Origin of the sequence: Microcoleus sp. AT8-B5 (assembly GCF_036705565.1) — a bacterium.
Taxonomy (GTDB): Bacteria; Cyanobacteriota; Cyanobacteriia; order Cyanobacteriales; family Microcoleaceae; genus Microcoleus.
This window is the reverse complement of the sequence record NZ_JAUBUY010000038.1, coordinates 416-16798: the sequence shown is the minus strand read 5'-3', so window position 1 is coordinate 16798 and position 16383 is coordinate 416. Positions and strand designations below refer to the sequence as shown.

At 46.7% G+C, this 16383-nt stretch carries 11 protein-coding genes; 6 read left to right on the top strand and 5 right to left on the bottom strand.

Translation table 11 applies throughout. The features are described 5' to 3' along the window. Positions 1 to 106: 106 nt before the first annotated feature. A complete protein-coding gene (gene glyS / locus QUB39_RS22125; protein ID WP_333051379.1) occupies positions 107 to 2272 on the bottom strand; it encodes a glycine--tRNA ligase subunit beta in 2166 nt (721 codons plus the stop codon). Between the two features lie 145 nt (positions 2273 to 2417). Between glyS and QUB39_RS22120 the strand changes: the two genes are divergently transcribed. Beyond that, positions 2418 to 3545: a HetZ-related protein 2 gene (locus QUB39_RS22120; RefSeq protein WP_333051377.1), complete on the top strand. Its 1128-nt coding sequence runs from the start codon at positions 2418 to 2420 to the stop codon at positions 3543 to 3545. Positions 3546 to 3849: 304 nt separating this feature from the next. Here the strand turns inward: QUB39_RS22120 and QUB39_RS22115 are convergent, their stop codons facing one another. Continuing rightward, positions 3850 to 3984, bottom strand: coding sequence for a hypothetical protein (locus tag QUB39_RS22115; RefSeq protein WP_333272522.1), 135 nt, complete (start codon positions 3982 to 3984; stop codon positions 3850 to 3852). Between the two features lie 345 nt (positions 3985 to 4329). Between QUB39_RS22115 and QUB39_RS22110 the strand changes: the two genes are divergently transcribed. Next, complete coding sequence (locus QUB39_RS22110) at positions 4330 to 5355, top strand: hypothetical protein (protein ID WP_333485162.1); 1026 nt, start codon at positions 4330 to 4332, stop codon at positions 5353 to 5355. Positions 5356 to 5881: 526 nt separating this feature from the next. Here QUB39_RS22110 and QUB39_RS22105 read toward each other — a convergent pair. From QUB39_RS22105 to trpB, 3 genes are all read right to left on the bottom strand, one after another. Beyond that, positions 5882 to 6514: a ribonuclease D gene (locus QUB39_RS22105; RefSeq protein ID WP_333051816.1), complete on the bottom strand. Its 633-nt coding sequence runs from the start codon at positions 6512 to 6514 to the stop codon at positions 5882 to 5884. 157 nt (positions 6515 to 6671) lie between these two features. Next, positions 6672 to 7178, bottom strand: a complete 507-nt coding sequence (locus QUB39_RS22100) for a CAP domain-containing protein (RefSeq protein WP_333051374.1) — start codon at positions 7176 to 7178, stop codon at positions 6672 to 6674. 69 nt (positions 7179 to 7247) lie between these two features. Further along, the gene (trpB, locus tag QUB39_RS22095) at positions 7248 to 8495 is read right to left on the bottom strand and encodes a tryptophan synthase subunit beta (RefSeq protein ID WP_333210940.1); all 1248 of its coding nucleotides are present in this window, start codon (positions 8493 to 8495) and stop codon (positions 7248 to 7250) included. 400 nt (positions 8496 to 8895) lie between these two features. On the opposite strand from trpB, the gene QUB39_RS22090 reads away from it, so the two are divergent. The 4 genes from QUB39_RS22090 to QUB39_RS22075 form a co-directional block, all read left to right on the top strand. Beyond that, positions 8896 to 9264: a translation initiation factor gene (locus tag QUB39_RS22090; protein WP_333210938.1), complete on the top strand. Its 369-nt coding sequence runs from the start codon at positions 8896 to 8898 to the stop codon at positions 9262 to 9264. Between the two features lie 276 nt (positions 9265 to 9540). Then, complete coding sequence (gene recR / locus QUB39_RS22085; RefSeq protein ID WP_333051368.1) at positions 9541 to 10134, top strand: recombination mediator RecR; 594 nt, start codon at positions 9541 to 9543, stop codon at positions 10132 to 10134. Between the two features lie 450 nt (positions 10135 to 10584). Then, positions 10585 to 12696: a prolyl oligopeptidase family serine peptidase gene (locus QUB39_RS22080; RefSeq protein ID WP_333210936.1), complete on the top strand. Its 2112-nt coding sequence runs from the start codon at positions 10585 to 10587 to the stop codon at positions 12694 to 12696. A 905-nt stretch (positions 12697 to 13601) separates the two neighbouring features. Further along, positions 13602 to 16383 (top strand): DUF4347 domain-containing protein (locus QUB39_RS22075; RefSeq protein ID WP_333210934.1); only part of this gene is annotated, 2782 nt, incomplete at its 3' end.

Genomic DNA, 16383 nt, shown 5'->3' with positions numbered 1-16383 from the left:
CACAGAGGAGGAGAAGAGAGAAGATAGAAATGAATAATTCCGATACCAATGGATTTGATATTACATCAAAACCTTTGACGGCAATCTAAAATCTAAAATCTCAAATCTAAAATCGATTGACGATCGCCCCAAAGTCAGCCAACACCCGCGCGTGATTCCGCAGCAAACCCAGTAAATTCAACCGATTGCGCTTAATTTCGGGGTCAGAATCCATCACCAAAACGCTTTCTGGCCCGTCGAAAAAGTTGCTGACAGTTGGAGCAATCTCAGTCAAACTATCTACTAATTGCTGGTAATTCCGAGTTTGTTTGGATAGCTGCGTTTGCGGCACTAACTGCACTACGGCATCGTAGAAAGCTTGTTCAGACGACTTTTGAAATAACTCCGGTTTCACCGCCGCTTTCGGTTCCAATTGTATTTTATCCAAATCACCTTGAGCCGCCAAACGAGTTGAACGGTTGACGGTTTCGTAAATCCGATCCAAAGTCTGGTTATTGCGGATTTGTTGTAGGAAAAGTGCTCTTTCCAGTGCGTCCAACAAATCTCTCAATGCTCGTTCAGTATATTCTGGGTCGTTTTCTCCCAAAACTGCATTTACCAAATCGTAATCTACATTCTTTTCTTCTTGCAACAAAGTCCGAATTCTTTGCAAGAAAAAATCGTATAACTGATCTAGCAACTCGGCTGGTGTTTCGGGGCGCGCTGCGGTAAATTCTGCGACAACTTCTGCGAGCAAGTTGTGCAAGTTGAGTGGCAACTGAGCCGCCAAAATAATGTTAGTTATTGCATTGGCTGCGCGACGCAAAGCGAAGGGATCGGATGAACCAGTCGGCAACATTCCCAAGCCGAAGATGCTGACTAATGTATCTAATTTGTCTGCTATGGCGACAATTTGACCTGTCAGAGTTTGGGGCAAATTGTCGCCCGCACCTTTGGGCAAATAATGTTCAAAAATCGCTGTGGCTACTGTTTCCGATTCGCCACTTGCTAAGGCGTATTTCTGCCCCATGATTCCTTGCATTTCGGGAAGTTCGTAAACCATTTGGGTTACGAGGTCGGCTTTGCAAAGTAAGGCGGCTCTTGCTACATCAGCTTGCTCTTCCTCTGTGATTTGCAGTTGATTGGTGATGAGACTGGCAATCTTGCACAGGCGATCGACCTTGGCGCGCACAGTCCCTAAATCTTCCTGGAAAGTTACTGTTTCCAACTTGGGCAAATAATCCTCTAGAGGCTTTGCCAAGTCTGCTTTGTAGAAAAACTGACCGTCTGCCAATCTCGCCCGCACTACTCGCTCGTTACCGGCGGCAATAATCGCGGCTTTAGCGGGATCTCCGTTAGAAATTGTAATGAAATAGGGCAGAAGTTCTGGATAATCGGGGCTTTTGAGGATGGGAAAATACCGCTGGTTTGTAACAATAATTGTGGTGATTACTTCCGGCGGCAATATCAAAAATTCCTCGTCAAATTTGCCGACAACTGCGTTCGGCCATTCTACTAAGTCGGTGACTTCTTCTAACAAATCTTCGGTAATGTCGGCGTAACCGCCTTGTTTTGTCGCTGCGGCTTCTACTTGTGCTTTAATTTGATTTTTGCGCTGGGTTCGATCGACCTCAACGCAAGCAGCCCGCAGACACTCGACATAATCCTCGGCTTGGGGAATGGAGACCCCTCCCAGGGGTGTAGGGGGGGTGTATAACACCCGGTGTCCTTGGGAAATTCGATCGCTCTTGACCGTATCCGAACCGCTCACCAATGTAATTGGCAGTACAGTATCATCTAACAGCGCCACGATCGATCGAATCGGGCGCGGAAATTTCAAATCTCCGTCGGCCCACCGCATAAATCTTTTGCCTTCTAACTTATTAATCCACTGCGGCACAAGTTCTGTCAAAATATCCGCACTCATCCGCCCCGGAATCTTTTTGAGCACAAACACAAAATCGCCTTTATCGGTAGCGCGAACTTCCAACGCATCAATTTCTACGCCCTGCTTTTTCGCAAAACCTTCGGCTGCTTTCGTCGGTTTGCCATCTTTAAAAGCCGAACTCGCGGGTGGCCCTTTTACCTCTTCTTCTCTGTCTAATTGCTGAACTGGCAGTCCTTTCACGAGAACGGCCAAACGCCTCGGAGTAGCGTATACATTAATTGAGTCATTTGTCAAGGATGCTTCTGCCAGAGTTGCAGGTACCAGTCGCTGCCACTGCTCGACGCTGCCTTTGACAAAAGATGCGGGCAATTCTTCTGTACCGAGTTCTAATAAAAAGTTAGGCATATCGCACCGTAATGGAATTTTGTTTAGGGTAATTTAAGGTAATTTATCCGATCGCGCGATCGTATATCTGAAATATCTGAAAAATACTCAAAAATCCAGGATACCACGTAAAATCGGGGGTGAAAGACAAATAGCTCAACAGCTCATGACCTTGGCGGAAAGACTGGCACAAGATTGGAAGTCACGACTTGAACAAGATTGCCCGGACGAAAATTCTAGCACCCGCGAGAGTGTTGTCCGCTGGCTGTTGGGAGACAAGCCCGAAAGATTTGACACTCTTAGCCCAACTCAATTGTCTGTCGCCTCTGGGGCGATCGACTTTTTATATCGAATTTTGATTTCTCGGTATCTGGGAGTACCGCCAGAAAAAGCTTACCGCAACTTGATCGGGCGGCTGGGCGGTTTGGTTGTGCTCCGGCAAAAAATCCAAGCGTGGGTTTCCCTGAGTCGCGACAGACAGCGGAGTGCGGTGGAGGTACTGCAAGAAGTGATTCAGGAAATGCTCAATTCCGATCGCTACCTGCAGCAGCAAGTCGCCTGGATTGCCGAATGCACCTCAGACAGACGCCTCCGAAATGCTTTGCTGCTAGCGAGCACAGAAGAATACTGCTTGCGGCCGATCCGCAACCAGCCGCTGCTGGTGTACCGTTTTGTCAACTACCTGCGGCGTGCCCAGCGGGGCGGGTTGACCCAAGTGCCTGCGGGAGACTGGGTGCGGCTGGTGTCGGAACAGGTTCTACCCGACGATACAGACGAACCGCTTAGTCTGCTAGACGAACAGGCGATGTCCGAGTATCGAGAAAATCAAGCTTGGGAAGAGCAGCAAACTCAGCGGCAGATTGTCCAACAAGAATTTGAGAATTACTTGGCTGCTGAAGTCGATCCGCTGGCTTCTCGGTGGCTGCAGCTTTACCTGCAAGGTCGTTCCCAAGAGGCAATTGCCGAGGAGTTGAAGGTTCCGATCAAGCAAATTTACCGCTTGCGAGAAAAAGTCAGTTACCACGCGATTCGGGTTTTTGCGGTCAAACAAGCACCGGAATTAGTCGCCAACTGGCTGGAAACTTCGCTCCAAGAACACAGTTTGGGCTTGACTCCCGCCCAGTGGCAGCAATATTTACAAGACCTCACGCCGGTGCAGCGGCAGTTGGTAGAATCGCTGAAAGCTGGGAAAAGTGTAGAGACGATCGCATCTGAATTAAAGCTGAAAACCAATCAAGTCATCGGCGAGTGGAGCAAACTCTATTTAGCAGCTCAATCGCTCCGCAACGAGTAGATTGGTAATGGGTGGCGGGCAATTGCTAATTGTTAATTGGCGGTAGCATTTTTCAGAATCCGCGCTACAAATCAATTCCCGCACAGCCACAGATTACTGCGAGTTTCCCCGTGGAAAACCGCGCGATGCCCCTTGTGTCCAATCAGGTTAGCTCGATCGGGATGTTGTAGCGCTGCCGTGACAAGCGAGTTTCTCGATCGTAGCCGCTACGTGATTTATCTCGCGCAAATCAATCCAAAATCGAAAATCTCAACTCCTCAAGCCCCCGAATTTATCTCGCGCAAGTCAATCCAAAATCTAAAATCTAAAATCTAAAATCGAATGACGATCGCGCTCCGAGACGATCGCAGCCCACTCTCTGAGGTAAGATACTAGCAGCACGATCGACTTTTGAGGATTTTTTAACCAATCCTAAATTCAGCGGTTGCCCGTAAATCATCGGTTGTGGTGCATCTCTAATACTTGTGCATTAAAGACATAATTCTATTGTTGCCAGCCACGGGCATCAATCTCGGGCGATCGATGATAGTGGGTCTAGACTGCGCTAGTCATCATCTAGCTCTCAATCTTTTGGTAGAATTTGAGGCTGCAATACAGCAGGGAGAAAATTCTGGGACTAAGGATTTTTATTTAATAAAAGCTTCCGGTTGTTAGGCCACTTCCTCCGTCAGGGAAGTTGCAGCGTTTAATTTTATCGCATCAGGTTGGTGCGTCGCGCTCGATCGCGCTTCCAACTACAAAGCAGCTAATGGTATATACATCTTCAACACACTCGGCAGCTACAATGGACTCTGATCGAATATTTCACCTAATCGACACAGTTGTCCCCTTTGAAGCTTGCCTTTATTATCAAGTTTTGCCTTTATCTCTAGAAGGTAATCTATTTAAATTGGGCGTAGTCGATGCCCAAGATGACTCCGCCTTGGACTACGTGCAGCGGATTTTAGCTTACATGAATTGCTCAGTCACAACAGAGCCAATTGCCTCGGAAACTCAGCGCTCGATGCTCTCAGCTTACTTGCTGCACGGCAACCAGCTCCGAGAACCCAGCCAGACAGAAACCGCCGCAGCCCCAAAACCCAAAAATCCCCCATCAGCAACTTCAGGCCCCAATGCAGCAACGCTGCTGTCTGTGCCAGAACCCTCAAGGCCCGCTCCTGAGCGGTTTAAACCTGCTAGCGCTGAGGTGCCCCCGACACCGACACAGGTATCGGTTTTGAATGTCGAGGCCTTGCACTTGTCAAGCCCAGTCGAAGTTTTGGCAACTTTGCCCGCGCCCCAACTGCTGGAAGAATTGCTCGGTAGAGTGCTGCGAGAGGGTATCGGCCGCCTGTTTTTTGAGCGGCACCAGTCCCAAGGCCGGATTCTTTGGAGTCAAGACGGCGTTTTGAAATCGATGCTCGAAGGTATCGATATCGTGGTTTTCCAAGAGGTCATCGATGAGTTGAAACGGCTGACGGATATGCCTGTTGGCCCGGTGGAACAAGCCAAACAAGTCGAAGTTGAGCGCATATACCAAAACACTCATTTGCTGTTGCGCTTGCGGGTAATGACGGTGGGTGGCAAGGAAGAAGCCACTCTGCAAGTTTTGCGGGGGGCAGCTTTGAGGTTTTACCAGCAGCAGCAGTTGTCTACTTTGAGTCGGGACGCGCTGCGGCTGGCCGAAGAATTGCAGCGGAAAGTGAATCAAATTCGCGATCGAACTCGGCTTTCTCCTGTGCCTTTAGAGGGGTTGCCCGCTTTGGAACAGGTGATTAGAAATGTTGACGACCAAATTGAAGCTTTGCTGCACGAACATAATCCCGATTAGCCATAATCAGCAATAGATCACTGTTTTGATTTTTTTTTTAACTCATATCGTTTCCGGTTTTATCGGAATGATTTAACCGCAGAGGGCGCTCCAGAACGCAGAGGGAGAGAATACAGAGAGGAATAATTCTGATGCTACCGGATTTGATATCACATCAAGTCTGGTCAAATAATAATAATTACGTTTGTAGTGAGGACTCAAGTCCAAGCGAGTTTTATGATAACTCAAGTCTTCACTACAAAACAATTTGATGGCAGTTGTGCGAGGTGATACCTAGTCCGGTCGATTCCCTCCGCTTCGCTTCGCCCGAAATCAGGTAGGGGCGGGTTCACCAATAATATCTGCCAATAATTGACAATCTCAAAAACCCGCCCGGCCGGGATATTATGGTCAATCGATCGGACATAATATGACACAATATTATACAATTTCAAAAAAATAATGCAACTGTATGCCCGCGATCTAAACCCTGGTAGTCATCATTCATTCCCAATCTAAAATATAAAATCTAAAATCTAAAATGGTATTAGCCGTGCTCGAAAACATTGTTGTACTGCAATAAATCCAAACTCACAAAAACTGGCAAACACTGAAAACATTGCTGTGCAATTTCCCAGCGTTCTTCTCGCTGCAACATAGCAGTCAACTTTTGTTTAGCGCTCAGCAAATAGCGAACATCATTAGCAGCATAATTTAGTTGGTCGTCAGAAAGATTCGTCGCATTTCCCCAGTCGGAACTTTGAGATGTTTTATTTAGTTCTACCTTTTCGAGTTCGAGAATTAATTCTTTCAATCCGTGTCTGTTGGTATAAGTTCTAGCAAGTTTACTAGCTAGCTTGGTGCAGAAAACTGGTGCAATGTCAATACTTAAATTGTAACGCATTGTTGCCATATCAAAGCGCGCAAAATGAAATACTTTCTCAATATTTTCGGCTTCCATTAACTTCTTTAAATTCGGGGCTGCTGTCTGGCCTTTGGCAATCCGCACCACTGCAACTTTACCTTCGGGATTGCACAACTGCACCAAACACAAGCGATCGCGCCAAGGTAGCAAACCCATTGTTTCCGTATCAACGGCGATCGCCTCCGCAGTCAAATAATAAGATAAGAGAGAATCGGGAATATCACCATCGCACACTTGAAAATCTGCAAATTCCATTATTAGTAATTTTTGAATGTTGACTTTTGACTGTTGACTTTTGACTGTTGACTGCCCTCTTCTCTCTTCCCTCTTCCTTCTAACTTCAGCATCTACGTCACACTCGATAATTAATCCGTGTATCCGTGTCCGAATCAGTGTCGTGCCTTCCTTCAAATTATCGACTGCGGACAAAAAGCTGAGTAAAATAATACTCGCCTTTGGCATTTTTCGCAACCCCAATACCGGTCACATTAAACTGACCCTCCATATTTTTGCGGTGGCCATCACTTTTAATCCAACCTTCAACAGCATTGCGTACCGGGTCACTGTAGCCCATATTGTAAGCAAGATTTTCAGCTACACTTTGATAAGGAATCGTAATTGCTTTCGCCCGCCCCTCAAATCCATCGTGACTAAAACTGACTTTACCGTTAGCCATATTTTCGCTGTGAATTCTTGCTATCTGAGTGATTTCCGGATCGACACTCAGCGGCGGCAACTTTTTAGATGCTCGGTATTTATTTATCTGTTGGTTAACCGCTTTTTCTAAGTCAGTAATAGCACTCGAAGCAACATTAGTATTCATGGGAGTTTGTGGCAGCGATCGCGTAGGAATGGAAGTGTCACACTTAGGCAGGATTGTCAACAATCCCAAGCAAATCGAAATCAAACCTTTGGACATGAAATCAAACGAGAAATAAAGTTAATTGTTACCGATTCCTACAGAGCGATCGCCCCACATTCCGCTAACCTAGATATTCAGAACCTTCGCTACAGTGTTCACGTCTTTATCGCCGCGTCCGGAACAATTAAGCACAATGCGCGGATTGCCTGTTAGCTGCGGGCACAGAGTCTCCAAATAGGCGATCGCGTGAGAAGTTTCCAAAGCCGGAATAATCCCCTCCAACTGCGAAAGCCGCTGAAAAGCTTCCAGCGCTTCTGCATCAGTAACACTGTAATATTCAGCCCTACCAGCATCCTTCAAATAACTGTGTTCCGGCCCCACACCAGGATAATCCAAACCCGCACTAATCGAATGCGGCTCAATCACTTGACCCTCATTATCTTGCAGCAAATAACTCATCGCCCCGTGCAGAACTCCCACACTTCCCTTAGTCAAAGTAGCAGCGTGTTTATCAGTTTCCACACCTTCGCCTGCGGCTTCAATACCAATCAATCTGACAGTTTCTTCCCCGACAAACTCGTGAAAAAGACCCATTGCATTAGAACCGCCGCCGACGCAAGCTAATAAAATATCCGGCAAACCACCCCACTTTTCCTGACACTGAGCGCGCGTTTCTTCACCGATTATCGCATGGAAATCGCGCACCATCATCGGGTAAGGATGGGGGCCCGCCACGGAACCGAGAATGTAATGAGTTGTTTCGACATTTGTCACCCAGTCGCGAATCGCTTCCGAAGTCGCATCTTTCAGCGTTCCCGTACCCGCAGCCACGGGCCGCACTTCGGATCCCATCAAGCGCATTCTAAACACATTTAAAGCCTGTCTTTCCATGTCGTGAACGCCCATGTAGACAACGCATTCTATACCGAAACGAGCGCAAACAGTGGCAGTAGCAACGCCGTGTTGACCGGCACCAGTTTCAGCAATTACCCGCTTTTTGCCCATGCGTTTTGCCAGCAATGCTTGAGCTAAAGCGTTGTTAATTTTGTGAGCTCCCGTGTGGTTTAAATCTTCGCGTTTGAGGTAAATTTGCGGGCCAGTTCCGTCTGCTTTAGCGTAGTGTTCGGTGAGGCGTTCGGCGAAATACAAAGGGCTGGGGCGGCCGACATAATCTTTGAGCAGTTGTTGGAGTTGCTCTTGAAATTCCGGTTCGCTGCGGTATTTGTGGAAAGCCGCTTCTAGTTCAAATAAAGCCGGCATCAGGGTTTCGGGGACGTATTTGCCGCCGAATTGACCAAATCTGCCGAGGGAGTCGGGGCGTTGAGTGGTGGTTTCGGTGGTTTCGGTGGTGAGATGCAGGGGGGTAACAGTCATTTGATTTTAGATTTTAGATTTTAGATTTTTTAGATTGGCGGGTAAGCTAGAGGCTTGATGTCGATCGTACCAAATTGCTTGTGGGCTTGAGGCGATCGAACAAATTTCATTATAATTCCTTGAACGCTTGACAATCAAGCATCCAGGATACCCGCCACGCGATTCATCCGTCCAGAAATAAAAAACCTGTATCCGAGAAACTTACCCCCCGAATCTATCCGCGGGGTCAATCCTTCAATCCTTCAATCCTTCAATCTAAAATCTAAAATCTAAAATCTAAAATCGATTGACGGGCTAATACAATAAGTAGAAGATGGGATCGCATTCCGAGCGATCGCAACCATACCCCAATCCGCTAAAACTAGAAATACCACTAAAAAAAGTTCAAGCATCTTAACCTATGGCAGCATCCAAACGCAAAGATTATGACAGCAAAACAACCGAGGGCAAACGAATAGTTTACTCCGAGTTTGGCAACGTTGACAACTCGGCCGCCCTCCAACGGGGAGTTGCCGAAGTTCCCCCCAATCAACAAAACCTCAAAATCGAAGCATCCCGAAAAGGACGCGGCGGCAAAACAGTTACAATCATCAGCGGCTTTCAGGAAAAACCCGAAACATTAGCAACTTTAGCCAAGCAGCTAAAAGCCCAATGCGGTACTGGCGGCACAGTCAAAGATAATGAAATCGAAATTCAAGGCGAACACAAGCAAAAGCTGCTAGAAATTATCACAAAGTTAGGCTACAAAGCTAAAATTAGTGGAGGGTAAATTAGTCAATATTCCTCAGTGTATGGGCGGGGCGGGTTTATGATATACTTAGTTTTAAACATAGATGTTTGGTAAAACCCGCCCCTACATCGCGCAAATTACAGCGGATTCCAGGTTTATAAAGTACACCCCAGAAACCGGGTTTCTTCTGGATTTCTCGCCAGAAACCGGTTTTATTCAAGAAACCCGGTTTCTCTGTACTTCACTTACCTGGAAAGTGCTGTATACGATCGCGAATCAACTAGAAATGATATTACCAATTACCGCCAATTTTTAATGTACACTCGACCTTTAGCTCGTTTAATCGAACAATTGCAGCGCTTGCCAGGAGTCGGCCCAAAAACAGCCCAGCGGCTCGCTTTACATATTTTGAAGAGGCCGGAAGAAGAAGTGCAAGCCCTAGCTAAATCTTTGATTGATGCCAAACAGCAAGTAGGTTTCTGTCAAGTATGCTTTCACTTATCTGCTGACCCTGTTTGCGAAATTTGCCGCAATCCCAACCGCGACACTCATACCATTTGTGTAGTGTCAGAATCTCGCGACGTAATCGCTTTAGAAAAAACGCGGGAATACATGGGTAAATATCACGTTGTTGGCGGCGTTATCTCGCCGATGGATGGAATTGGCCCGGAACAATTGAACATTCAACCGTTAGTGCGGCGCGTCAGCCAGCAAAAGGTTAAGGAAGTAATTATTGCTATTAGTCCCAGCGTGGAAGGCGAAACTACTACTCTTTATATCGGTCACTTATTAAAACCTTTTACCCTAGTGACGCGCATAGCTTTTGGTTTGCCGATGGGGGGAGATTTGGAATATGCCGATGAGGTTACATTGGCTCGTGCTTTGGAAGGAAGGAGGGAGTTGGATTAGGATCGCGAATTAAATAACTTACAATTTTAATTGTTATTGTGGGATGGGCGTCCCGCCCGTCCAAAAAAGACGGGCGGGACGCCCATCCCACTTTCAAGAGTGGAAGTTATTTAATTCTCATTCCTTATTAGAGATGCGATAACAATTATTTTAGGTATTTCTTAGCAAATAGGTCGGGAGGAATGTAGTCATTATTTAAAATCGCTATTTTGCTCTTAAAACAAGATTAATATATCTCATTAGTTGACGATATTGGTTTTTCAATAATCCTTTATTATAACGCCGACAAGTTCTGCGAAGTCGGGGTTTTGGTCTTCTGTTTTTTGAGCCGTTGTTGACTTATTTAACCCAGATTTAGGATAAAATTTCAAATCCCAAATTGAGCTACTCTCCCCTGTCACTGCCGCGAAAGGGTAAACTGGACAAAGTTACCGATAGTAGTAAAAAATCATGACCAAATTCGATCGACCTTTAAGCTACCCCACAACCCGCAAAATCGACCAAACAGACGACTACCACGGCGTCAAAGTATCCGACCCCTACAGATGGCTGGAAAATCCCGACTCTGAGGAAACCCAAGCTTGGGTGGAAGCCCAAAACGCAGTCACTTTTGCCTACCTCAACGAAATTCCGGCGCGGGAAAAAATCAAACAGCGCCTAACTCAACTTTGGGATTACGAGAAATACGGCATACCTTTCAAAGAAGGCGAGCGCTATTTCTACTACAAGAATGACGGCCTGCAAAATCAATCTGTACTCTATACTTTAACATCCCTCGACAGCGAACCCAAAGTATTAATTGATCCCAACACTCTCTCCGAAGATGGAACCGTTGCTCTGGGTGGAATAGCTATCAGCGAAGACGGCAAATACATGGCCTACGGCTTGTCAAATTCCGGTTCCGACTGGCAGGAATGGAAAGTCCGTGATGTGGCAACCGGCGAAGATTTATCAGACCATTTAAAGTGGATTAAATTCTCAGGAGCATCCTGGACTCACGACGGCAAAGGCTTTTTTTATAGTCGCTACGACGAACCCAACGAAAAAAGCAAGCACGAAGAAGTTAACTATTACCAAAAACTGTTTTACCACCAAATCGGCACGCCCCAATCTGAAGACGTATTAATCTACGAGCGACCCGACCAAAAAGAGTGGGGATTTAGCGGCGGCGTCACCGAAGATGGCAAATACTTGATTATCTCTGTTTGGCAGGGAACTGAAACCAAAAACTTGATTTTCTACAAGGATTTAACTGCACCGGAATCAACCGTTGTAGAACTGATTAGCGAATTCGAGGCTGAGTACAGTTTCATCGACAATGAGGGCTCTATTTTCTGGTTTCAAACAAACTTAAATGCACCGCTGGGCCGCGTAATTGCGATCGACACCAACAACCCACCTCCCTCATCCCTCGCTGGTGATGAAACTCCCCCGTCGCCCAGAGAGGGGGGGTTCACAGAAATTATCCCCGAAGCAGCAGAAACCCTCGAAGGCATAGGCCTCCTGAACAATCAATTTGTCGCTTCCTACTTGAAAGACGCCTACACCCAGATTAAAATTTTCAACTTAGATGGCTCTTTCGTGCGAGAAGTTGCCTTGCCCGGAATCGGTTCGGCGGGAGGATTCAGCGGCAAGCGGCACGACACCGAAACTTTTTATGCTTACACCAGTTTCACCGCACCTAACATCATCTATCACTACAATATGGTGACGGATGAAAGTACGATTTATCGCCAACCAAATGTCGATTTTAATCCAGACGATTACGAAACAAAACAAGTATTTTACCCAAGCAAAGACGGTACGCAAGTACCCATGTTTATCACCCACAAGAAAGGCTTGCAGTTGGATGGCAATAATCCCACCTACCTTTACGGATACGGTGGTTTTGGTATCTCGCTAACTCCGAGTTTTTCTGTTAGCAGGATAGTGTGGTTAGAGATGGGTGGAGTTTATGCGATCGCCTGTTTGCGGGGAGGCGGCGAGTACGGCGAATCATGGCACGAAGCAGGCAAAAAGTTGAACAAGCAAAACGTGTTTGATGACTTTATAGCTGGCGCTGAATGGTTGATAGAAAACAAGTACACCAAATCGGCTAAATTGGCGATCGCAGGCGGTAGTAATGGCGGTTTATTAGTAGGGGCTTGCATGACTCAGCGGCCGGAATTGTTCGGTGCAGCGCTGCCGGCAGTCGGCGTTTTTGATATGTTGCGCTTCCACAAATTTACCATTGGTTGGGCTTGGACTTCTGAATACGGTTCGCCGGAAAATCCCGAAGAATTTCCCACAATTCACGGCTATTCTCCCTTGCACAATCTCAAACCGGGAACGGCTTATCCAGCGACAATGATTACAACTGCCGATCACGACGATCGCGTGGTTCCGGCCCACAGTTTCAAGTTTGCTTCTGCTTTGCAAGAAACCCACGCGGGAGAAAATCCCGTGTTAATTCGGATTGAAACGAAAGCGGGACACGGTGCCGGCAAACCCACTGCGAAAGTGATTGAAGAATTGGCTGATGAATGGGCTTTTTTAGTGCGGGAACTCGATATTGACGCTTAGCAAGCGGCGTTAGAGGGTGCGATCGACGCAGTTTGATGATTTAGATATAAACAGAGTGTAAAGGACGATCGTACTTTTTGAATTCAAGGGCGATCGTTCTTTTTTGTCACCGCAATCCTGGTATTAACATATATAATTTGTCAAGGTTTTTTTGTTAAATTTTGTAGCTTTAAGTTGCTATTATTACATGGCTGTGAGTTTACTGCACCCCAAAGTAGTATAAGTATAAATCTCTAGAAATGCCGTACTCTCAACTTTCAAGAGCGATCGCACCTCAAAGTCAAAATCTGCCAATTTTTAGGCAATTAATATTTTCAGTATATTTACAGTTCAAGCTGTCTGAGGAATGAGAATTAAATAACTTCCACTCTTGAAAGTGGGATGGGCTCTTATAGCCCGTCCACTCATGACGGGCTTTCAGGCCCATCCCACAATAACAATTAAAATTGTAAGTTATTTAATTCGCGATCCTGAGCCAGCCTCGATATCACCAGACTCAGAAAAGCGGCATGAGGGGTCAGACCCCTTGTACTGATAAATCCGTAAGTAATTTACCATGTAACTAACGTTAGACCTGATATCATTTTTCCCAAAAATAGAGGGTTTTGGCTAATATGAAGGCTGTGACCCCTTATTCATGTTATGATTGGCAGCGATCGGTCGCATCAGGACATCCAAGGGCGATCGCTGCAATTCCTCTCTAATGATTGCCTAACATCACAAATAACAAATACAGGAAAATATTATATATCCTAAAAAAAATATTTTTCAAAACTTTATACTGCAAAGTTTATCATCCTCTATGAAAAGGGGTAGCTTAGATTTAGCAACCAAATTAACCAACAATAAGAACCATCCCAAATCTGTCAATTTTGTCATCTACACAAGCACGGAAATCTACCAACATGGAAACTAAAATCTTGAGACAAGCTAGCCATAAAGCAGAGACGGCTAGCCGAAAAAATCTAGCGATTGTGGATTCAAAAGTAGAAAACTACCAAGAGTTGCTCAGGGGAGTGAAAAGCAATACAGAAGTAATCCTGCTCGATAGATTCCGGGATGGAATCGAACAAATTGCCGAAATAACAGCATCAAGGCACAGCCTCAACAGCATTCAAATAGTTGCTCACGGCGCATCAGCATCAGTAGAAATCGGCCGGGCAGAACTCAATATTCACAATATAGAAACCTATTCCAGCCAATTGCAGCAGTGGGGTAAAGCTCTCAACGAAACAGGTAGTATTCTGCTGTTAAGTTGCAACACAGGCGCAGGGGAATCTGGTCTAAAATTCATACAAAAACTCAGCCAAATAACAGGAGCAAATGTTGCAGCTTCCAACAATCTAACAGGGAGTGCAGCATTAGGCGGCGACTGGGAATTAGAAATTACTACAGGACAAATAAATACCGAAATAGCCTTTGAAAAAGAAGTCCTAGAAGGCTACACATCAGTCCTGGCTACCTTAGCGGCTGAAGAATTTAAAAATTCAACCGCGATCGGGCCTTGGATATATGGAATTGCTGGCACATCGGCTCTACCAGGCTTAACGGCAGGCCCTGCTAATCCCAGCGGCGTTATTCCCGCTTTAGGGATTGGCGATACACCCGGAACAGGTGCTTTGAGATTAACATCAAACGCCTTTGACCAAGCAGCTTTTGTAATCTACAACAACCCCATCTCCGCCACTGAGGGTCTGAGAATTACCTTTGATTTCTTTGCCTATAACAGAGGTACTGTCCCTGATCCGAATGGTGAGCTCCTTGGTGCGGATGGCATTAGTTTTTTCCTCATTGACGGAACAGCTACGCCAACACAAGCGGGAGGCTTTGGCGGCTCTCTCGGCTATGCTCAGAATAATAGGGATGGAATTGTACCGGGTATTAAAGGAGGTTATTTAGGTATCGGATTAGACGAGTTTGGCTTTTTTTCTGCCAGTCAATCAGGATCGGGAGGGCGTGTGGGCGGCCCGGGGCAGAGGCCGGATTCATTAGGAATTAGAGGCAGCGAAAACACATCTTATAAATTTTTAACTAGCACTCCCATTGCCATTGGTATAGATAATACAATGGCGCCCAGTCGCACTACTCCTAATACTAAAAGAAGCGTCCAAATTACATTATTCCCGACGAGTTCAGCAACACCTAACCATCGTCTTACAGTTGCCTTCGATTTGACCGGCGACGGCGACTTTAATGATGCGGGCGAAACACCGATCGACATACCAAATTTGGAAGCCCTAAACGGAGAAGTGCCACGTACTTTTAAATTTGGCTTTGCTGCTTCGACAGGGGGAAACACAAACATTCACGAAGTTAACAATGTCATCGTCCAAAGTATAGATGAGCCTGCACTCCGCGCCGACGTTTCCATTGTTAAAAAAGGCCCGCTGTTCGCCACACCCAACAGCACCATTACCTATACGATTACCTCCACAAATAACGGGCCAGACAGCGCCGAAAGCGTCCTGATTCAAGATCCCCTGCCTGCAGGCTTAAGTTTCGTCAGCGCCTCCGACCTCGCCACATACAATCCCACAACGAGGACGGTCATCTGGCCGGTGATTCCGACTCTGGCTAACGGTGCTAGCCAAACCCGCACCATCACAGCCACAGTTTCCCCAACAGTCACAGCTCCCTTAACTAACACTGCCTATAGCACATCCAGCACTTTCGACCCAAATCTAGCTAACAACAATAGTTCCCAACCCATCTCTCAAGTCTCAACTACAATTGTTGCTGCTCTTGCCGACGTTGTTACCACCAAAACCGGGACTGCGGCTGCAGCACCGGGTGAAACAGTTACTTACATAATTTCCACAGTCAACAACGGGCCAAGCACAGCCACAAACGTCACCGTTACCGACAGCATTGTTCCCGGTTTAAATATAGTTAGTCTACCCAACGAGGCTGTTTACAATGCAGAGACTGGGATTGTCACCTTCCCAGCGATTCCCAGCTTGCCTTCCGGTGCTCCTCCTGCCATCAACACAGTCAGCTTCATCGCACCTGCATCCGGCAGCGTCAGCAACACCGCCAGAAGTACCTCAGCTACCCCCGATCCTTTTCCTGAAAACAACAACGGTACTGATCCGCTGGCTACCTTCACCACAACTCTGACACCTAGTGCCGACGTTGTTACCACCAAAACCGGGACTGCGGCAGCAGCACCGGGTGAAGTAGTTACTTACACAATTTCCACAGTCAACAACGGCCCAAGCACAGCCGAAAACATCACAATTACTGACAGCATCCTTCCCGACTTAACAGGAGTCATCCCCTCCGACGGCGGCGTCTACGATCAGGTTACAGGTATAGTCACCTTCGCGCCCGTTCCCAGCTTAGCCAGCGGTGTCACCGTCAACAACACAGTCCGCTTCATCGCACCTGCATCCGGCAGCGTCACCAACACCGCCAGAAGTACCTCAACTACCGCTGACCCCACTCCAGGCAACAACGCATCTACAGTCACCACAACTCTCACACCTAGTGCCGACGTTGTTACCACCAAAACCGGGACTGCGGCTGCAGCACCGGGTGAAATAGTTACTTACACAATTTCGACAGTCAACAACGGCCCAAGCACAGCGGAAAACGTCACCATTACCGACACCATCCTTCCCGACTTAACAGGAGTCATCCCCTCCGACGGCGGCGTCTACGATCAGGTTACAGGTATAGTCACCTTCG